Here is a 20,937-nt window from a genome sequence, read left to right as displayed (position 1 = left end):
ATCATATTGATTAAAGGTAGCCTCTACTTTATTGTTAAACCATACATTTCAATCAACGAATTTATAACTTTTTAGATGCAGCCATAAAATTTGCTCAAGCCCCACTTAGGATTTATTATGTCAGACAAACATTATGATGCGTTGCCAAAAGCGCATACTACCTATGCTAATATCGTAAAAAGTTTATTGCCTATCGGCAATGGTAAAGTCAGTCGCGATGAGTTGCCGCAAGCGACTTACTATGTGGACGATTTGCATATTGACCAAAGCAACCTTAACGATTACCGTAAGATTTGTGGCTTTGCTGACAACGGCAAAGTGCCTATTACGTATTTTTCTGTGTTATCACAAACTTTGCAGATGAACATGATGGTCAAAGAGCCATTTCCGTTTGCTATGTTAGGTCTGGTACACGTTGATAACAGCGTGACCCAGTATCGCCCTATTGGCGAGCGTGAAACGGTTGCAATGGCGGTGACGTTTGATAATTTACGTGATCATGCGCAAGGTCAGCAGTTCGATTTTGTTACCACTGTAAAATCACAGGATGAAATCATTTGGCAGGGAACGTCTACTTATTTATCACGTAGCAAAAAACCTGCCAGTAGTAAGGATAAAAAAAGCACCCCGCGTCCAGTGACGGTTAAGCCGACAGTCAATGAAGAGGGTGTGCATAGTATCTTTGAAGTGCCAGAAGATATCGGTCGTCGTTATGCGTTTGTTTCAGGCGACTTTAATCTTATCCATCTGCATCCGCTATCAGCGCGCGCCTTTGGTTTTCCAAAAGCAATCGCTCATGGCATGTGGTCAAAAGCCAAATGTTTGGCAATGATGGATGAGCTGCCGGATGCTTGCACGGTTGAGGTATCATTTAAGCTACCTATTTTCTTGCCAGCAGAAGTAGAGCTTATCGCTGATTCGTTGGCGCAGTTACAAAGCGCAGAAGACAGTTGTGAGTTTGGGCTATTTAGCTCTAAAAACGACAAGCCGCATCTTGTAGGTGTGATTAAGTTGCAGGATGCAAACCAGTAAATTAAGATTTTTCTATCCTAATAGCCCTATCTAACGAACAAATTTATAATTATGACTTTACTTGAAAATGCGATCAATCCAACCCAAGCTGATAACTCAGCAGCTATAAACCAAAGCGCTGCTAATCAGCCTAAAGACAATACTGTTGCTGATAACGGCATCAATCTCGCAGCTATTTTCGAGCCTTATTTTCGCCCTGATGAAAACACCATTGTATGCGGTGCGCTTGATGACGAAAAAGTGGCGGCCTTGGCAGCAGCTGGGGTTGAATTGGTGATCAATTTACAACCTGATGATGAGTTGAGCTTTGAGGAGCGCGCGGCTGTTGAGCGCGCAGGTATGTATTATGAGCAGTTACCTATCAGCGGTGTTGAAGATTTAAAACAGCTTAAAATATTGGCATTTGATAATATATTACGTCAGTATCATGGTAAAAAAATAGTCATGCATTGTGGTTCTGGTAATCGTGCAGGAGCAGTAATGGCGCTGCGAGCCGGTTGGTTACGTGGGCGTAAAATGGATACGGCTATGGAGCGTGGACGCAGTCATGGTCTCACCAAACTTGCAGAAGAAGTCCATAATCGCCTATTAGTACCGCGCTAAAATATAATTGTTACTGAATAACAAAGAGGCGACCAATAGGTGGCCTTTTTTATTAGCAAACTTATATCATAAACCTTTATTCTTGAGCATTTAGATACTCGATAAAAACGCAATATTTGATAAAAAATGAGGAAGTCATGATAAATAATGATGAAAATAATAAACAAGACTCTAATAAACATATCAATCCTAAGATTCAGCAACGCTTACAGCAGCTACTAACGGATTTACAGCTTGATGATGCGCCAGCAGGTGGCGCGCTGGTGGTTTACCAAGCTGGGAAGTGTATCGCGCAGGCGAGTGTCGGTATGGCACGATCAGACTTGTCATGGAGTTCTAATACGTTGTCGCTTAATTTTTCTACTGGTAAGGGTATATTAGCAACATTAACTCACGTATTGGTATCGCAGCAGATGCTTGATTATGATCTACCTATTGCTCATTATTGGCCAGCCTTTGCAGCGCAGGGAAAAGCACAAATTACCTTGCGTAACGTTATGTCTCATCAGGCCAATGTATTTTCGATTCAGAGTATTGAGGTAGATAATGACACGGTGCTTGATTGGGAGGTAATGCTCGAAAAAGTCGCAGCAATGCCAACAACCGTACCTGAAAATGCCGCATTATATGACAGCGCTTATAGTGCGTTGGTGTATGGCTGGGTATTAGGAGGCGTGATAGAAGCAGTCACTGATATGCCATTGGCTGAGGCGCTACATCATTATTTGACGCACCCTTTGGGCATTGTAGATAGCTGCTATTTTGGCGTACCAGACAGCAAAGTAAGCAAGGTTGCACGATTGGTTAAGAATTTTGATGTAGTAGCGCAAGAGGGCAGTCAAGAAAGCCGCCAGCAGTCAGCACAAGCGCGTCCTCGCCGTAGTAAACCAGTCTTAAGAGCGGACTCTGAAAATACTCTACATACTTATACAAGCTTACCAAGTTATGCTTGTTGGCAGAAAAAAGCGATAAAAAACCAAATAACAGTAGATAAAACGGATAGTGAAATTGTTGATGAAATACCAAGCTTAGATACCGCACAGATCAATCGCTTATATTTTAATAACAGTCAGCTCAATCTCAAAAATTATAAGGCTGCTCTCGTACTTGCCAATAAACAACCTATTGATTATTACGATAAACAGACGCTACAGGCAATCATACCCGCTGCCAATGGTGTGGCTTCAGCGCACGCCCTAGCGACTATCTATGCGATGCTAGCCAATGGTGGCGTGTGGCAAGGGCAAACACTGATTGATGAGAAAACTTTTAAACAATTATCAACTCCGCAAGTCACTGGCATGGATGCGGTGATGCCCGCCCATATGGATTGGCGTTTGGGCTATCATCGTCGATTTAGTGTCTGCCAAGGTGATGGTTTCAATGAGGCTATAAGCGATACTAACAATAATACCGAAAATGATACTGAAAATGATACTGAGCAAGCCTTTGGTCATATGGGCTATAACGGCTCGGTTGCTTGGTGTGACCCTGCGCGGCAATTGTCTTTTGCCTTTATCCATAACTTTGATGTGACTATGCTCAATGATATCCGTCAGTTTGCGCTGACTGAAGCAGTATTAGCGTTGGTTGATTCTGAGATTTAATGGGCATAAATTTTTATGAATATCAGTCTTGAGATATACGGTTAATGCTATTGATGCGGCTTATTTGGTGTCATTTTCAGTAGCCTTACTGCGCTTAAACCATGGATAAAAATAGACGTTAAAATCACAATTGAGCATACTATCCAAAGTTTCAGGGCATCTTCATCGTTGAAAAATCCTTGGTTGAGTGCATAAGACAAATAGTACAAGGTGCCAATACCGCGAATACCCAGTGCGGAAATAGCATACTTTTCAGTACGGGGTAGATTAAGTCCGGATAAGGCAATAATCCCCCCAAGCGGGCGAATCAGCAATAAAAAAGTGAAACTGACAATATAGACGCGCCACGTCAGCTCGACCCCAGCTTGTAGACCTTGACCAAGGAACATGCCAAAGATGACGAGTACCAACGACATCAGCAAACCTTCTGATTGTTCAGCGAAATCATGCAGTTTATGATGATAACTATGCTCATGTTCTGAGCGGCGGAATACAAATGCTGCTATAAATACCGCAATAAAACCGTAGCTATGGACATATTCTGCCAGTCCATATGCTAGCAGAGTGAGGGCTATCACTACATAGCCTTGAGAAATAGTCATCTCACGGCTGTACTTCGAAAACACCAGTTTTGCCATTACTTTGCCAACGATAATACCAACCAGCAAACCTGCGCCAACTTTCCATAGCACATCGTGGGTAAACCATGACCAAAGCATCTCACCCGTAAAACGCTGTCCTCCGTTATAGGCTTCCGCTATCTTAATCGCGAGATAGACAAAAGGAAACGCCAAGCCATCATTCAATCCAGCTTCTGACGTTAGCGTAAAACGCGGTGTATCTTCGCCACCAGTGTTAGGTGGCCCAACCTGTATGCTTGATGCCAGCACGGGATCGGTAGGGGCAAGTACGGCGCCCAATAAGATTGCTGCGCCCAGTGTCATACCAAAGGCATAGTAGCCTAAGACTGCCATCGCAAAAATACCAATCGGCATAGTGATGATCAATAGGCGCATCGTTGGGCGCCATAGTTGCCAAGATAGCTTGGTATCAATTTTGATACCAGCACCGACCAAAGAAACCAATACCACAATTTCCGTCAATTTTTCGATAATCAGACCATTATCGATAGGGTTGAGAAACGCCAGACTCGTCCACCAATAGCCCATTAGTAAGCCAAAGCTCACCTGTAACATAGGCAATGAGATGGGAGTGCGTTTAAAAAGGATGGGAAACAGGGCGCCAGATAAGAAGGCAATGCCGCAGACCAATAAGAATAAATTATAATTTTCAATCATAAGGTTTGCGCACACTGTTATGTTTATTCAATAATTTGAAATTAACGATCAATGTCAGTTATTTATCAAAATAAAAGGCTGTTGTGGATGATATTTAATATATTTGAATTACAGACCATACGCTTGTCATAACATAGCCGTTATCAATAGGTAATTATAATGACGGTAAAATCCTTGCAATACCGCAAATAAACGTTATCAGAATAATGTCTACGTTGTTTTTTGGTGAAAAAAAAGCCTGCATAGCGCAGGCTTTGGATCACTCTATAATAATCGACTGTTTAAAAAGGTGGTGATTGAATGGCTCGTTTAGCGCTCTACTTGACTCACATCACGTACCGCGCCAGTATCCGCACTGGTAGTCATCGCCGCATAGGCACGTAGCGCAGGTGTCACATGGCGCTCGCGGCTCACAGGCTTCCAAGCATCTCGACCACGACTTTCCATCTCTTCGCGACGAGCAGCTAATTCTGCATCACTCACCTGCATATTAATCGTACGGCTTGGGATATCAATATGAATAGTATCGCCTTCCATGACTAAACCAATCGCACCGCCTTCAGCGGCTTCAGGGCTGGCATGACCGATTGATAAGCCTGATGTACCACCAGAGAAACGACCATCGGTCAGTAGCGCACACTCTTTACCCAAACCTTTAGATTTCAGATAAGTCGTTGGGTAGAGCATTTCTTGCATACCCGGACCACCTTTAGGGCCTTCGTAGCGGATGATAACGACATCACCGGCGACGATGCTGTCAGCTAATACGGCGGCGACTGCGTCATCCTGTGACTCAAAAATACGCGCACGACCAGTAAAGACTAAGATGCTGTCATCGACGCCAGCGGTTTTGACCACGCAACCGCGTTCCGCAATATTACCGTACAATACCGCCAGACCACCATCTGTTGAATAAGCATGCTGGGCACTACGAATACAACCTGACTCACGGTTGACGTCGAGGTTCGACCACTCTTTCGATTGTGAGAATGCCTGAGTCGTACGTACGCCGCCTGGGGCTGCAATGTATCGTGCACGCGCTTCAAGATTTTCAGGATTCATAATATCCCATTTATCAATCGCTTCTTTCATCGTCGCGCTATGAATGGTCGGCAAGTCAGTTTTGAGCAAGCCGGCACGATCAAGCTCGGCTAATAGCGCAAATACACCGCCAGCACGATGCACATCTTCCATATGATACTTTTGTGAAGCCGGTGCAACTTTGGCAAGGCAAGGGACACCGCGACTTAAACGGTCAATATCGTGCATCTTAAAGTCAACCTCGGCTTCGTTAGCAGCAGCAAGCAGATGCAAAATGGTATTGGTAGAGCCGCCCATCGCGATATCTAAGGTCATGGCATTTTCAAAGGCCGCTTTAGTGGCGATTGAGCGCGGTAGCACCGAATCATCATCTTGCTCATAGCGACGTTTGGCTAGTGCAACAATAGTGCGACCCGCTTCTAAAAACAGCTCGCGACGTAGCGAGTGCGTTGCCAATAGTGAGCCATTACCCGGTAAAGCCAATCCTAATGCTTCGGTCAAGCAGTTCATAGAGTTGGCGGTAAACATACCAGAGCACGAACCACAAGTAGGACAGGCTGAGCTTTCAATCGCCAACACATCTTCATCACTAATGCTGTCATCAGCGGCATCCATCATCGCATCAACGAGGTCAAGCTTACGAATGGCATTACCTTTACTGTCAACACTTTGCGCATCACTTCCGCCGTCATTGTTATGACTGTGTGCCACGGTACTGGCGATAATTTTACCCGCTTCCATTGGGCCACCTGAAATAAATACCACTGGAATATTGAGGCGCATAGCTGCCATCAACATACCTGGGGTGATTTTATCGCAGTTAGAAATACAAACTAATGCATCTGCACAGTGAGCATTGACCATATATTCAACAGAGTCAGCAATTAGGTCGCGACTTGGCAACGAGTACAACATGCCGCTGTGTCCCATGGCAATACCGTCATCGACTGCAATAGTATTGAACTCTTTTGCGACGCCGCCCGCTTTTTCAATCTCGCGCGCGACCAATTGTCCTAAGTCTTTCAGATGCACATGCCCAGGTACAAACTGGGTAAATGAGTTAGAAATAGCAATAATAGGTTTGCCAAAGTCGTCATCCGTCATGCCAGTTGCGCGCCATAGTGCTCGCGCACCTGCCATATTACGACCGCCGGTAGAAGTTTTTGAGCGATAATCCATGTGATATTCCTTACAATGAGGCGAGGTGACTTAAACTTTTCACCTTTAGGTTTTATATTAATAGTGTGCTTTTTATAGAGAGTGAGTACTAGTGAATAATACTAGGTCGTTACCATACCATTAGATATGAGTAACTAAAAATAATTAGACGATAATCATCAAGACTTGAGGGTCAAAAATTTATGCAAGACGCTCTAAAATGGCGGTTTCAAACCAAGGTAACTCAGTTTTATCTGCTTCTAGCTTAGCGATAACGACCAATGCATGAGTCGCTGGCAAGAATTGATAATCAGCGCTCGTATCAATAGTAAGTAGCTGCTTATTACTTTCAGCTTGCTCATCAATACTGACTAGTGTTTGCTTATCGTTTTTATAGAGGACATCAATACGACCAAAAAACTGCCATTCTTTAAAAGCAGCAATGATAGCGTCAGCTTCGTTTTGAGTATAAATCTGCTGCGTGTCTTTGCCCGTATTGGTCCAATGCAAACGAACGGCTAACTGTAATGCTTCGCTAAATACCACCAATGAGCCAATCACTTTGACATGCCACGGACTGGATATGAGTGCTTCGTCGATACCAATCAGCTTAGCGGCCTCAGCAGCAGTCATGGGCGTATTAAATTTAGCGAGTAAAACGGGTGTTAGCGGATGTGTCTGTTTAATAGCATCCTCTAAGCTGTCATAGTGATATAAAAACGGCAACGGCAAATCTTGCGTGACGGTCTTTTTACTGATTTTGCAATTATGTATCTGCCAACTGATTGTCTTATCGGTCACAGCTTCAGCTAAAATAATAGCGTTAGGATCAGTGATTTGAGTACTATTCGCGATAGTAGACGCCTCTTGTCCATCGCTATCAGCCATAGCGTTATCTAATACAGATGCCGTTGCTGTATTGTGAGGTTCTGAATAAGTGTCATGATTATCTGATGATTGAGTGGGCAAGGCTGTCAAATCCATAAACGTAGGGTTATTAAAATAGAGGATTAATATAACATTTAATAAGGGTTGCACGCCAATAAATTAGCGTGCTTGGATGGTCAAAGTCACTATTTGCTTAATTACCGTTTGATTTTCAACTTACTTTACGGTGTCACCAACTTGTACTCTTACCATATTTCGTCCACTATATTGTAGACATCAAATTTAATATCAATTCAATAACAACTAAAGGAATAAAATAATGAGTCAAGTCAGTCAACAGACCGCTTACGATGACAACAACATTTTTGCCAAAATGCTAAACGGTGATATTCCATATCATAAGGTTTATGAAGACGATAAAACCCTCGCTTTTATGGACATCATGCCGCAAGCAGAAGGGCATGTATTGGTCATCCCTAAGCAAAAAGCGGTTGACTTGGCTGATCTTGAGCCTGAGTACGCAGCAGCTGTTTTGATGACTTGTAAAAAAATTATGCAGGCCCAGCGTCAAGTGTTTAAACGTGAAGGTATTATTCAAATGCAGTTAAATGGTTCTGAAGCGGGACAGACCGTTTTTCATTACCATGTGCACCTGATTCCCTCTAGTATCCATGAATTAGGTAAGCATGCCATCAAGATGGCCAATCAAGACGAATTGGCAGAGCAGGCTCAGCAGTTGGCAGCTATTATTAACGCTTGAATTTGAAGTTTCTTATGATTTTCCTATGAGTTTTCTTAATCAAAACAGTATAAAGAATTGATTTTCTCAATAATTATAAAAGGGCAACTAACAAGTTGCCTTTTTTATTACTTGGTAATAGTCATGTAATAAACGTTAAAATAATGTTACAAACTAACATCAATACTGGGGTTTATAAAGGGTTTGTGGTAAACATTACTTCTATTTGGGCATTATCGCTTATCTGAGCGTTGTCGATTATTTTGACATTATTGCTCATTCCATTTTAGGGTTTTAAACAAAGCATCGTTTTTTAACACCTTAAGAATAATTTGAGGATATATCTTTTTAAGAAACTGGTTTTAGAGGTTTCTTTAAGGTGTCCGTTTTAATGAGAACATCTTTATGAAGAGTAAGTCATCCCGTTCCACCATTTTATTGCCAGTATTTGTACCGGCAGCAGCCATTATGCTGCTATTAGTGATCGGCACTGCGGTTAATCCCGAAGCAGCTGGCGAGCTATTTAGTACCGTACTGAATTTTGTCACCGATACTTTCGGTTGGTTTTATATGTTGGCCGTGGCCATATTTTTAATGTTTATTATCTTTCTAGCATTTTCACCTTATGGCAGTATTAAATTAGGCCCCGATCATGCTGAAGCTGAGTATAAGTTTCTTGAATGGTTTGCTATGTTGTTTTCGGCAGGTTATGGCATAGCCTTGCTATTCTACGGAGTAGCAGAGCCGGTGATACACTTTGCTAGTCCACCGTTATCGACACCGCAAACCATTGAGGCTGCCAAAGAAGCGATGCAAATTGCTTATTTTCATTGGGGCTTTCATATTTGGGCGATTTATGGAGTGGTAGGCGTGTCATTGGCGTATTTCTCCTTTCGTCATGGGCTACCGTTGTCGATACGCTCAACATTATATCCATTGATCGGTGATAAAATTTATGGTCCTATCGGTCATACCGTAGATGTGTTTGCGATTGTGGGCACGATGTTCGGTATCGCGACCAGTTTAGGTCTGTCGGTATCGCAAATTAATGCCGGCTTAAACTATCTGCTACCAGATATGATTCCGGTTAGTAACACGGTTCAGGTGATTATTATTGCGCTGGTTACAGCGGCCGCTCTAATATCGGTGTTAGCGGGGATGGATAAAGGCGTGAAGCGGCTGTCTATTCTAAATATGGTATTGGCAACCGCGCTGATGCTGTTTGTATTTGTTGTTGGTCCGACCATATTTATTCTTAATGCCTTTATGGAAAATACGGGCAGTTATTTAGGTAATATCGTAGAGCGTACCTTTAGCTTGCAAGCGTATCAATCGAGTGATTGGATCGGTAGTTGGACACTATTTATCTTTGCATGGACGATCGCATGGGCGCCATTTGTCGGTCTATTTATCGCCAAAATTAGCCGTGGTCGTACCATTCGGGAGTTTGTGTTAGGTGTGATGTTGGTGCCGACCTTGTTTACTTTCTTTTGGTTTTCAGTATTCGGTGATACTGCGCTACATATGATTATGGTCGATGGCTATGAATCGCTGATTACTGAAGTACAAAATAACCAAGCGATTGCGTTATTTAAACTATTAGAGAACTTACCATTTACTCAGATTGTCTCATCATTGACGGTGCTATTAATTATTACCTTCTTTGTAACCTCATCGGATTCAGGTTCATTGGTTATTGACTCTTTGGCAGCCGGTGGACGTAGTGATACACCATGGTGGCAGCGCACGTTTTGGGTGGTCACTGAAGGGGCAGTAGCAGCTGCTCTCCTTATAGCCGGTGGTCTTACAGCGCTACAAACAGCAGCTATTGTCAGCGCGTTACCGTTTGCCGTTATTATATTAATTTCGATATTTGGTATGTGGCGCGCGCTACGTATTGAAGGGCATCGTAACCAGAGCCTAGATAACGATAATAGAATCCCGCCACATCTGCTCAAGCCATCCGCATGGCGTGAGCGCATTGACTATATGGCCGATCAGCCAACTCGCGATAAAGTCTTGAGCTATATCAAAGAGACTATTATGCCTTCGATGGTAGAAGTCTCAGAGAAATTTACAGAAACTGGTTGGACGACTCATGTCAATTACGATGCAATTAATAATCGTGCGGTACTAGAGCTGCAACGCGGCGATGGTGTTGAGTTTTGGTATGAGGTACGTTTGTCTGAGCATGACACACCGGATTATTACACTGAAGAGGGCGCTGATAAATTACCACAACAGCATGATCATCGCGCTGAAGTATATCTGCGCCGTGGTGGCCAGACTTATGATTTATATGGTTATGAGTCTGAATCAGTGATTAATGACATTATTGATCAATTTGAAAAATATCTACACTTCGTTAATGTTTCGCCGGATATTTTACCTTGGCGTATGCAAGAACATGATGATGATATTACCTTAGAGCAGGGCAGTGTGTTTGATAAGTAGCTTGCTTTAATAACTTGCAATAATATTAAGAATGCTTAGAATAACGGCTTGTTTTCATTGACTTATTTTCATTAGGATGCAAGCCGTTTTTTATGTCTATTGATTCTCCTGTTTTACCTTTGTCTTTGCCTGTCTCAGATCACCCTTTATTGCAGCCATTAGTGATTGGCGGCTTGACGATTGAAAACCGTCTGATAGTCGCACCGATGGCTGGCGTGACGGATAATCCGTTCCGCAGATTGTGTAAATCGTTTGGTGCTGGTCATGCAGTCAGCGAGATGATTATCGCTGATACGGCACTGTATGCGCGCAAAAAATCGCTATACCGTGCCAACTTTGATAATGAGATAGCGCCTATTTCTGCGCAGATAGCGGGCGCTGAACCTGATAAGTTAGCAGAAGCGGCTCGTTATCAGATTGATAATGGCGCGCAAATTATTGATATCAATATGGGCTGTCCAGCCAAAAAAGTCTGCCGTAAGCTGGCAGGTTCGGCATTATTGCAAGATGAGGATTTGGTAGCGCGTTTATTGGATGCTGCTGTCAATGCTGTTGATGCACCCGTTACTTTAAAAACGCGATTGGGCTATGAGAATGGACGTGAGAATATCCTGCGTGTAGCAAAGCGAGCTGAGCAAGCTGGTATTGCGGCGATTGCCATTCATGGACGCACGCGCGAAGATATGTACACCGGAGAGGCACGCTATGAGCTGATACGTGAGGTCAAAGAAAGCATTAGTATTCCAGTAATCGCCAATGGCGATATTGATAGTGCGCAAAAAGCGCAGCGTGTCTATGATTTGACCGGTTGTGATGCGGTGATGATTGGACGCGCTGCCCAAGGTCAACCGTGGATATTTCGTGATATTGAACATTTTTTACGTACGGGTGAAAACCTTGATGCACCTAGCGTAAGCGAGATAAAAGAAATTGTACTGGCGCATTTAGAGGAGCTTTACGGTTTTTATGGTGAATACTCAGGCTGCCGAATTGCTCGCAAGCATATTGCCTGGTATACCACAGGTATTCCCAACTCTAATGCTTTTCGCCAAGCCATGTATGGTGAAGAAAGCACCGCTGGTCAGTTTCGGGTAGTCGAGGATTTTTTACACGCTCACGAATAACGAGCAAAAACTCACAATTTGAGCAATAAACGGGTTAATACGCTATTAAATGCTAATAACCATCAAAATAAATGGGCTTTACGGCTTATTTATTACCTTTAATCCAACTATATTTGCTATTCTTTAGGCGAACATTAACGGAAGTCTAATTCTTAAAAGGATGTTTCATGGCCAATCCCTCAAAAAAAGAAATCATTAAAGCGGTCAAAGATAAGCACATTATTATCACAGGGGCATCAAGCGGTATTGGTGAGCGTACAGCCTTTTTACTCAGTGAATGCGGTGCTCATGTTATCTTATTGGCACGTACTGAAGATAAGCTAAAAGCCGTTAAAGAACGTATTAAGGAGCTTGGTGGTAAGGCCAGTTATTATCCTTGTGATTTGACCAATATGGATGCTATTGAAACAGTCAGCGCGCAAATTTTGGCTGATTTCGGTCATGTTGATGTATTAGTAAATAATGCCGGTCGTTCGATTCGCCGTTCGGTTCACGAGTCTACTGATCGTTTCCATGATTTTGAGCGCACTATGGATATTAATTACTTTGGTGCCGTCAAAATCATCCTTGGGTTTTTGCCGACGATGATTGAACGTCAGACTGGTCAAATTGTTAATATCTCATCGATTGGTGTATTGGCAAATAGTCCGCGTTTTGCTGCCTATGTTGCATCGAAATCGGCATTGGACGCCTTTAGCCGTTGCCTCGCCGCTGAAGTAAAAGGTGATAATGTGACGATAACTAATATATTCATGCCATTGGTGCGTACGCCGATGATTGAGCCGACTAAACTATATCGTTATATGCCCGCGCTTATGCCTGATGAAGCGGCGATGATGGTTGCAAAGGCGATTGTTCATAAACCAAACAGTATCGCTAGCAACATGGGTAAATTTGCTTCTGCTACTTATTCATTAGCACCAGCGATCAACGTTGGTATTCAATCGATAGGCTATCGTATTTTCCCAAGCACCCGCGCTGGTCTAACTACTGATAAAAAACCAAACCTTGCGCAGCGTGCCTTTGCCAGAATCTTACCTGGTGAGCACCATTAGAATAGGGTTTTTATTAGCCTTGACCTAAAATAAAAAAGGATGCTGCAGCGTCCTTTTTTAATGCCTTAAAATTATTGATAATGATATAGACGGATAGGATAGCGGTGTTTTTTTAGCTAGCGTATGGTTAGAAATGCGAACTATCTTTTATTTAATGTTTGAAAGTGCGTTTGCGTTATCTTTATTTTAACGCACACCTCTGCTCTTGTAGTAGTAATAATTGCCAACACTATATTGAGCACTAGTATTCCATTAGCTGGCTAATTTTCAATACAACTCACTTGCTTTGATATAATCTTGACGCATATTTTGGCTATTGTTATATTTATTGCAAAGACGGTGTGAGCTCTAACATCGCCTTTGTCGGCAAATTTTTGATAAGATTTAGCTGATTCAATATAATTCTTACGCTCTCTTTGCCCCTTGTAGTACATCACTTCAGGGTTTGATTGAGATATAGCATCGCCTTGATAGGCTAATCGTTCTGGTTGATTAAAATCCATTGCCATAGCCGAGGCGGAGAACATCGCCGCTATTAAAAAAATCGTTGTTTTATTTACGACCGAAAACTTAAGCAGTGGCATGACTTTTTTCTACTTACTATTGATGTCATTAATTATATATGCAAACTAATAGCATGGTGTGAGATATCTCTATAGTTATCTACTTGATAACTTTTTCGGTTCTAAATTCATTTGTCATAACGTCTGCTATGGGAATAATCGGGGGTTTTTCGGGTTTTCTACCGCCCATTTCAGACCGTAAAAAGGTAGCGATTTAACACCATTATGGGAAGATATTCGTTGCGCTATATAGGCTTCGAACTGCTGGTGTTAGATATGATTTTCATGACTATGAAATTAATAGTATGGGTTATAACCACTGAGCTGTCTGATTAAAATCTACAATGTTTATCTCTACAGTTTCTTCAGTATAGCTCAAAGGTTGGTTTTTGATTTAATTACCAAAAGATCCAAAACCATCTATATAACCACCATACGGCTTTGCTATAGCATTCAGTAATGATTCAGTTTCTACTACATCATCATAGCTAGGAATCATGGATATTTTGCAATAGCATGTAAAATCTTCTTCTTCTTCAATGTCGAAAGTAGCATTTGGTAAAGCTTCCTTAATTTTTTCTATTATTAAAATTCCAAAACTCTCAGATGGTACTGAGATAAAAAAATCCATTTCAATCATTTTTGTCAAATCTGTTCCATCATCTTTTAATCTTTGCAATGCATTCCCAGTATCATCATTCGGTAGTTCTTTATTCATCTTGATGTCCTTTGTTCATATTTAAAGTAATAGAGATAGTTAGAAAAAACTATACCCTAGCGGAACCAGCTATTTCAGCCTTCAAACCTATTAACAGACCACTCAAAATAGACTGCTATAAAGGAACCACTTAAAACAGACTAGCCAAACACACGCCATAATATCCAAAACAATCCTGCCATGATGATCGCGATAATTAATAATCGTTTTGCCCAATAGGGCAACAGTGGCTTTTTATAGCCCAAATCATTGAGTTGACTGTCGACACCATCTTGTAAGCTTTGGAAACCTTGTTCGGGCGGGGTAGACTTGACCCGACTCTTAATCAAGCGCTCCGTTTCTTCCTCAACCGGCTCTCTATCAAAGCTAAAGGCTTGACTCGGTATACCTTGTTTATTGGCGATAGTATTAAGTTTTTGCTGTTGCTCGTTCTTCAGCTTTAGCTCGTAAGCATCTATCCGAGATTTAGCGGCATCCATACTGATATTTTCATCGGCGGCTAAAGTCTTAATCGCCATTACCAGATTGCCTTTTTCGACCATCATAATAACTGTCCTTGGCAACTTTGCATTGGTAGGCTTTGAGCCTGAATCAGAGTCAAACATGACTGTCCTTATTTGAGCGTGATAATAGGTAGGTATGATATGGGTTATTATAACCATTTTATACGAGCGGAATTCAAGCAAAAAAATACCGCAGTCATCAGCGTGTCTGCGGTATTTTTTATAAAGTTTATCTTACTTATGATAAACCTCATTTTATAAACTATCAGGGCTGGTTTACTTTTAAAGTAAAACGGCTATCGTTTATATGTCTTTCCAGCGCTGAATAGACTCTTTAATCACTTCTTTGGCTTCTGCAACATCACCCCAAGATTCGACAACCGTTGTACCGGCTTTTTTAAGGTCTTTATAATGGCTGAAATGGAATTCTAATTGTTTGATAAGCTGTTCAGGCAAATCAGCTAAGCTGTTATAAGCATTGCCATTATTGCGGTCATCCGCTGGTACGACGACAATTTTGTCATCCACTTCGCCATCATCAACGAACTTCATAACACCGATAACTTTAGCTTTTAAGAAAATGCCAGTCGTTAATGGGTATTCAGTGATGATTAATGCGTCCAACTCATCGCCATCTTCATCAAGCGTTTGCGGGATAAAACCATAGTTGCAAGGTTTGGCAAAAATTTGTGGATCAATACGATCAAGCTCAAATACAGCCAATTCGCGATTCCACTCAATTTTATGGCTGCTACCTGTTGGAATTTCTATTACCACGTTAATGATGCCACCGTCGACGTCACCTGCGTCTAAAATTTTATTGAAATCTGCCATAAAATACTCCAATTTGCTTTTGTTATGAATGTTTGAGTCGTAAAAGGATAAAGGTTGGCGTACAAGGATTGTTGCTGCGCCCAACTTGTGCCGCTGACGATTATAACAAGTTTGAATCAAATTTTCTCACAATGCTTAAGTCTAAGCGCGCACGATATTATGCAAAAAAGGATTATGCAAAAAGAGACTCAATCAATTTACTTTTTACTTTGGCGCTAGTGCTCGCAATTTGATACGTCCTGCATGACGCTCAGCGATATTGTCTATAAGTTTTTGAGTGACTTGCTCATAAGTGAGCGATTTGGAAATATCGGTCGCGGATTTTTCATTGAGCGCTTGGTCCGTCTGTTTATCCATATTGACAAAATCGGCCAGCCGTAACATTTGCATCCCAGCGTAACCGCACGGATTAATGGCATTAAATGCTGATAAATCACAATTTAAATTAATGGCGATACCATGGTAGCTAAAACCATGCTTAATTTTGAAGCCGAGCGAAGCAATTTTCCCCAGCATAATTGTATTATCGATATCGATATCTATGTCAGCAGCAGATGCTTCTACATCTGTATCTCTATTGTTTTCTTCAGAGGTGTCAGCATATAAGTAAACACCGGGTGCATCACGGCGAGCACGGGCGCTGATATGAATGGGGTCAGATGATGATGGGCTTTTTACACAGTCATTGACCAGATCTTCGATGGCTTGTTCAGCATGCGAGACCATATTGCGTACACTCCAGCCTAAGCTATTTAAGTCAAACAACCAATAAATAACCAGCTGACCGTGCCCGTGCCATGTCACCTGACCACCACGATCTGTCTTAATAATAGGCGTGTTAGTACGCTGTAAGATATGCTCTTCTTTACCGGCTTGTCCAAGTGTATAGACGTCATTGTGATCGACAATCCATAACTCATCAGGAGTACGCAGCCCTTGCTCTTTTTTGAGGGCAATACGCGCTAATGTACGCGATAGCATGGCATCGAGGGTAGGAACATAATCGGCGGTTGAGAGCGATTTTGTGATAAGTGTATCATTAAGCGGTTGGCTGGCGTTTTGCATGAGAGTGGCTGTCTTATAGTTTTGTTGTTCAGATGGATGTGTCTAGCTAATATTGAGTGTAGCAGTTTTAATATTGTCGCCCAAATTTAAATTTTAAGAATAATTGTCTCATTTTTTAAGCCTTCACTTCTATAGCTAGTCTAAAAACACCGTGAAATATCAATCACGTATCAGCTAACGGACACGCATCTTATACAAACCCAGTAGTCAATTAAAGGTGCTGTTCATTTGTTGGTCAATGCGCTACATTAAATGCTATTGAATAGAACGCATTGAATGGAATCTCATCAGCTTTCATTATTAGACGCTACTGTGTAGGTAAGATATTTATATAAACACAGTGTCTAATAAAAAATATAGAGTCTTAAACTTAATATAGCGTGCCGACTCTAACGCATATGAAAAGGAATATAAATGACAGACAATAATCAGAACAATCAAGCCCAAAACAATCAGGCCGAAAATACGAACGATACTTACAATGAGTATGACTCGCTTAGTACCGTCAAGACAGTGGCTGATATGCAGGCGCAATTTTCACGCTTGAAAAAATTAAGCCGTACTCAACCCATTAATGATTGGGCCACTCGTGCAAATCAACTTGATAATTTAGAGGTGATGCTGAGTGATAATCAAGCATTGCTTGCTAAGTCTATTAGCGCAGACTTTGGCTATCGTAGTGAGTCAGAAACTCAGTTTGCCGAGTTATTCCCTAGCTTTACTGGTATCAGTCATGCTAAAAAACACGGTAAAAGATGGATGAAAGCGCAGCGTGTATCGATTTCAGCGCTTTATATGCCTGCACACAATGAGATCCTGCCACAACCATTGGGCGTGGTTGGTATTATGGTTCCTTGGAACTACCCATTGTTTTTGGCAATAGGACCAATGATTGATGCGCTCACCGCTGGCAACCGCATTATGATTAAAATGAGTGAAGCGGCGCCACAATTTGCGCAAACCTTTGCAGATACTATTTCGCGTTATTTTTCACCCGATATGGTTTGTGTGGTGATTGGTGAGGTTGAGATTGCTGAAGAATTTAGTAAATTGCCTTTTGACCATCTGCTGTATACCGGCTCTACAGCGGTCGGCAAAAAGGTCATGGCGGCTGCGGCTCCTAATTTAACGCCAGTCACGCTTGAGCTGGGTGGTAAGTCTCCTGTGGTAGTTTTAGAAGGTGCAAACTTAGAAAACGCCGTCAACCGTGTGATGATGGGCAAAACCCTGAATGCAGGTCAGACCTGTATTGCGCCTGACTATGTGCTCATCCAGCGTCAATATCATGAAGAGTTTATTCGTCTAGCAAGAGAGTGGATGGAAAAGCACTATCCTAATATAGAAGACAACCCTGACTACTCGCGCATTATCAATGGTGAGCAATTTAAACGGGTTAAAGGATATTTAGACAGTTTGTCAGGTGAGGGTGTTCATAAGCTTACTGCTGCTGACTCTAATGTTGAAACTCGTCTAATGCCGCCGGTAATTGTCAGCGAGCCTGCTCCTGATAGTGACGTGATGCAAAATGAAATCTTTGCACCCATCCTACCGTTAATGCATTACGACACCCTTGATGACGCCATTGCCTTCATCAACGAGCGTCCACGTCCGTTAGCGCTATATGTATTCGGTGATAATAACCGTGACATAGACAAGGTTCGTACCCACACAGTATCGGGCGGTCTCTGTATTAATGAAGTTGTTATGCATGTGGTGCAGCATGACTTACCATTTGGCGGTGTTGGCGACTCAGGTACAGGGGCGTATCATGGTAAAGCGGGCTTTGAGCGTTTAAGCCATATGAAGCCAATCTTTATACAATCCAGAATTAACGGTCTGAATATCTTATTACCGCCGTATGGTGGCTTATTTAAAAAGGCCATGGCGCTGTTCTTGAAATAGAGCTTTAGAGTAATAATTTTAAATATGCATACAGATTTTCTGTAATTAATAGCATCTACTCAGGTAGGTGCTATTTTTTTATATACAATTAAATTTTGAATTTTATCAAGCTTAACAGCCATATCTTTTATGACCATTAAAATGTAGAGAGTAGTCTTAATGATTGACAAATAAACATTTGTTATCAGTCTTATAAATCGCTACACTTTGTAGTGAGTCTAAACGATATTGCTGTTACTTTTAAATGGATGTCTAGCAATAAAGGCTTGGTTAAAAATCAGTTTTATTAAGCTAAAGGATAGTCATTCTAGTCACGATAAAAATGATAAATAGGACATGCCGTGCGCCAATGGATTGCATTTAGCTTATTGCTCATAAGCTCGCTATTACTGTCTCCACCAGTATCAGCCGCCTTGCCAACTTGTGACACGCCGATTAAGTTTGGAGCGCTAACGTGGGAGAGTGGACAGTTCACCACGGGTGTACTCAAATATATCGCTGAGAGTGGTTACGGCTGTCAAGTAACAGAAGTGCCCGGTGCAGGTCCGGCGCTTGAAACGGCATTGTCACAAAATGATATCCAAGTCATTGGTGAACAATGGGTTGGACGTTCCCCAATCATGGAGCAAGCCATTGCCCAGAATAAGGTCGCAGTGATTGGCGATACGCTGAAAGGCGGGGCGACTCAAGGTTGGTACGTTCCTAAGTATGTGCTGGATGAAAACCCTGGATTGCGCGGCTATCAGGACCTACCTAAATACGCTGAGCTTTTTAAGGATCCTGAAAACCCTGGTAAGTCACGCTTTATGAATTGTCCATCTGGTTGGACATGTGAGATTTTTAATACTCGCCTTCTCAAAAATACCGGTTTGGACAGTGTGTTTAATAATGCGCATCCAGGTACGGGTGCTGCTCTCGATGCGGAGATTGCCTCCGCTTTTGAGCAGCATAAACCGCTATTGTTCTATTATTGGCAGCCTACTGGTTTAATGGCAAAATATGATTTTGCAGTGTTAGAATTTGCAGCTTATAAAGATGAGTGCTGGCAAGACTTGCTACTCGCTGATGGCATATCTGCTTGTGTTTCTGGATTCCCTGTATCACCTCTAGGTATCGCTGTATCTACTCCGTTTATCGCTGCCAATCCTGAGCTGGCGGATGTTTTCAAAAAAGTACAGTTTACCTCTGATGAGCTCAATGGCGCTATCTTGGAGATGAGTGAAAGTAAGCGTAGCGGGGAGGAGCAAGCGTTGGCGTTTTTGCGTGACAACCCAAATGTGTGGCAAGAATGGGTATCGAATGAGGCGGCCAAGAACCTTGCTGCTAAGTTAGGTATTAGCTTAACAGGCGCTACTATCGCTACTGATACAACAGTATCTAATACGAACTCATTAGGCTTATCATCAAAGTTCTTCCCCTCATGGTCACTTGAGACGCCACTTAATAAGGCACTAGCAAGCGTCGTACAAAATTACGGTGACGTATTCCGTGCTATTAGTACGATGGCGCTAACGTATTTACTCATCCCTATCGAGCGATTATTAACCATTATTCCGCCATGGCTGATTATTGCGTTAGTGACTGTCTTAGCGTGGTTTGGCGTACGTAAGATTTGGTTTGCACTGGCGTGCGGTGCAGGCTTGTTTTTAATTGGGGCATTTGGATTATGGGGCGCGCTGATTGACACGTTGGCGCTATTAATAGTATCGGTATTGGTCACGGTGGTGATTGGTATTCCTATTGGCATTGCTATGTCGGGTAGTAAGTTGCTCCGCAAGATCGTCACTCCTATACTAGATGTGATGCAGACTATGCCAAGTTTTGTGTATTTAATACCGGTGCTGATGCTGTTTGGTATTGGTAAAGTGCCAGCGCTATTTGCGACGGTTATTTATGCGCTGCCGCCATTGATTCGTCTGACGACTTTGGGTATCACTCAAGTCAACCATGAGATGGTCGAAGCAGGGCGTTCATTTGGCAGTTCACATTTGCAACTGCTTATTTGGATTAAATTGCCGCAAGCGCTACCCAGTATCATGGCAGGTATTAATCAAGCTGTAATGATGTCGCTTGCGATGGTGGTGCTTGCCTCTATGATTGGCGCGCCTGGGCTTGGTGAAGATGTATTACAATCTATTCAAACGCTCAATATCGGTCAGGGATTACAGGCAGGTACCGCTATCGTTATCGTAGCGATTATCATCGACCGTATTACTCAAGCATTTGGGCAAGGCAAGCGCGCGCGGCAAAAAACCATTGACGCAGGCAAACATCCAATTGGATAGTAGTTTGCTTGATGATAGAAGTCAGATACGTAAATAGCCTTAGTGATAATAAAAGCTATGGAACAATA

General features: G+C 42.2%; 17 protein-coding genes. 9 read left to right on the top strand and 8 right to left on the bottom strand.

Going from position 1 to position 20,937, the window contains the following annotated elements; all coding sequences use genetic code 11:
* Nucleotides 1-117 precede the first annotated feature (117 nt).
* From DABAL43B_RS08850 to DABAL43B_RS08840, 3 genes are all read left to right on the top strand, one after another.
* Nucleotides 118-1,032, top strand: coding sequence for a MaoC family dehydratase (locus tag DABAL43B_RS08850; protein WP_079692028.1), 915 nt, complete (start codon nt 118-120; stop codon nt 1,030-1,032).
* A 51-nt stretch (nt 1,033-1,083) separates the two neighbouring features.
* On the top strand, nt 1,084-1,635 hold the full coding sequence (locus DABAL43B_RS08845) for a beta-lactamase hydrolase domain-containing protein (RefSeq protein ID WP_079692027.1): 552 nt from the start codon (nt 1,084-1,086) through the stop codon (nt 1,633-1,635).
* A 137-nt stretch (nt 1,636-1,772) separates the two neighbouring features.
* Nucleotides 1,773-3,242, top strand: coding sequence for a serine hydrolase domain-containing protein (locus DABAL43B_RS08840; protein WP_079692026.1), 1,470 nt, complete (start codon nt 1,773-1,775; stop codon nt 3,240-3,242).
* 47 nt (nt 3,243-3,289) lie between these two features.
* Here DABAL43B_RS08840 and DABAL43B_RS08835 read toward each other — a convergent pair whose 3' ends face one another.
* The 3 genes from DABAL43B_RS08835 to DABAL43B_RS08825 all read right to left on the bottom strand — a co-directional run bounded on the left by DABAL43B_RS08835 (nt 3,290) and on the right by DABAL43B_RS08825 (nt 7,708).
* Nucleotides 3,290-4,540 carry a cation:proton antiporter gene (locus DABAL43B_RS08835; protein WP_079692025.1) on the bottom strand — a complete coding sequence of 417 codons (1,251 nt, stop codon included), beginning with the start codon at nt 4,538-4,540 and terminating at the stop codon, nt 3,290-3,292.
* Nucleotides 4,541-4,849: 309 nt separating this feature from the next.
* Nucleotides 4,850-6,760, bottom strand: coding sequence for a dihydroxy-acid dehydratase (gene ilvD, locus DABAL43B_RS08830; protein ID WP_079692024.1), 1,911 nt, complete (start codon nt 6,758-6,760; stop codon nt 4,850-4,852).
* 180 nt (nt 6,761-6,940) lie between these two features.
* Nucleotides 6,941-7,708, bottom strand: coding sequence for a hypothetical protein (locus DABAL43B_RS08825; RefSeq protein WP_227516664.1), 768 nt, complete (start codon nt 7,706-7,708; stop codon nt 6,941-6,943).
* A 238-nt stretch (nt 7,709-7,946) separates the two neighbouring features.
* Here DABAL43B_RS08825 and DABAL43B_RS08820 point away from each other — a divergent pair, with 238 nt between their 5' ends.
* The 4 genes from DABAL43B_RS08820 (at nt 7,947) to DABAL43B_RS08805 (ending at nt 12,999) form a co-directional block, all read left to right on the top strand.
* Complete coding sequence (locus DABAL43B_RS08820) at nt 7,947-8,387, top strand: HIT family protein (protein ID WP_079692022.1); 441 nt, start codon at nt 7,947-7,949, stop codon at nt 8,385-8,387.
* Nucleotides 8,388-8,771: 384 nt separating this feature from the next.
* The gene (locus DABAL43B_RS08815; RefSeq protein ID WP_079692021.1) at nt 8,772-10,820 is read left to right on the top strand and encodes a BCCT family transporter; all 2,049 of its coding nucleotides are present in this window, start codon (nt 8,772-8,774) and stop codon (nt 10,818-10,820) included.
* 92 nt (nt 10,821-10,912) lie between these two features.
* Nucleotides 10,913-11,944, top strand: coding sequence for a tRNA dihydrouridine synthase DusB (dusB, locus tag DABAL43B_RS08810; RefSeq protein ID WP_079692020.1), 1,032 nt, complete (start codon nt 10,913-10,915; stop codon nt 11,942-11,944).
* 167 nt (nt 11,945-12,111) lie between these two features.
* On the top strand, nt 12,112-12,999 hold the full coding sequence (locus tag DABAL43B_RS08805; protein ID WP_079692019.1) for an SDR family NAD(P)-dependent oxidoreductase: 888 nt from the start codon (nt 12,112-12,114) through the stop codon (nt 12,997-12,999).
* A 260-nt stretch (nt 13,000-13,259) separates the two neighbouring features.
* Here DABAL43B_RS08805 and DABAL43B_RS08800 read toward each other — a convergent pair whose 3' ends face one another.
* The 5 genes from DABAL43B_RS08800 to DABAL43B_RS08780 all read right to left on the bottom strand — a co-directional run bounded on the left by DABAL43B_RS08800 (nt 13,260) and on the right by DABAL43B_RS08780 (nt 16,682).
* A complete protein-coding gene (locus DABAL43B_RS08800) occupies nt 13,260-13,583 on the bottom strand; it encodes a hypothetical protein (protein WP_079692018.1) in 324 nt (107 codons plus the stop codon).
* Nucleotides 13,584-13,956: 373 nt separating this feature from the next.
* The gene (locus DABAL43B_RS08795; RefSeq protein ID WP_079692017.1) at nt 13,957-14,280 is read right to left on the bottom strand and encodes a ribonuclease E inhibitor RraB; all 324 of its coding nucleotides are present in this window, start codon (nt 14,278-14,280) and stop codon (nt 13,957-13,959) included.
* 140 nt (nt 14,281-14,420) lie between these two features.
* The gene (locus DABAL43B_RS08790) at nt 14,421-14,885 is read right to left on the bottom strand and encodes a hypothetical protein (RefSeq protein ID WP_079692016.1); all 465 of its coding nucleotides are present in this window, start codon (nt 14,883-14,885) and stop codon (nt 14,421-14,423) included.
* Nucleotides 14,886-15,086: 201 nt separating this feature from the next.
* Nucleotides 15,087-15,617: an inorganic diphosphatase gene (locus DABAL43B_RS08785; RefSeq protein ID WP_079692015.1), complete on the bottom strand. Its 531-nt coding sequence runs from the start codon at nt 15,615-15,617 to the stop codon at nt 15,087-15,089.
* A gap of 204 nt (nt 15,618-15,821) precedes the next feature.
* Nucleotides 15,822-16,682, bottom strand: coding sequence for a lipoyl protein ligase domain-containing protein (locus tag DABAL43B_RS08780; protein WP_079692014.1), 861 nt, complete (start codon nt 16,680-16,682; stop codon nt 15,822-15,824).
* Between the two features lie 414 nt (nt 16,683-17,096).
* Between DABAL43B_RS08780 and DABAL43B_RS08775 the strand changes: the two genes are divergently transcribed.
* Both DABAL43B_RS08775 and DABAL43B_RS08770 read left to right on the top strand, forming a co-directional pair.
* Entirely contained in the window at nt 17,097-18,584 is a 1,488-nt protein-coding gene (locus DABAL43B_RS08775) for a coniferyl aldehyde dehydrogenase (RefSeq protein WP_079692013.1), read from the top strand.
* A 341-nt stretch (nt 18,585-18,925) separates the two neighbouring features.
* A complete protein-coding gene (locus tag DABAL43B_RS08770; RefSeq protein WP_171996340.1) occupies nt 18,926-20,869 on the top strand; it encodes a glycine betaine ABC transporter substrate-binding protein in 1,944 nt (647 codons plus the stop codon).
* Nucleotides 20,870-20,937 lie beyond the last annotated feature (68 nt).

Origin of the sequence: Psychrobacter sp. DAB_AL43B, from assembly GCF_900168255.1 — a bacterium.
Taxonomy (GTDB): Bacteria; Pseudomonadota; Gammaproteobacteria; order Pseudomonadales; family Moraxellaceae; genus Psychrobacter.
This window is presented reverse-complemented; position numbering and strand designations above follow the sequence as displayed.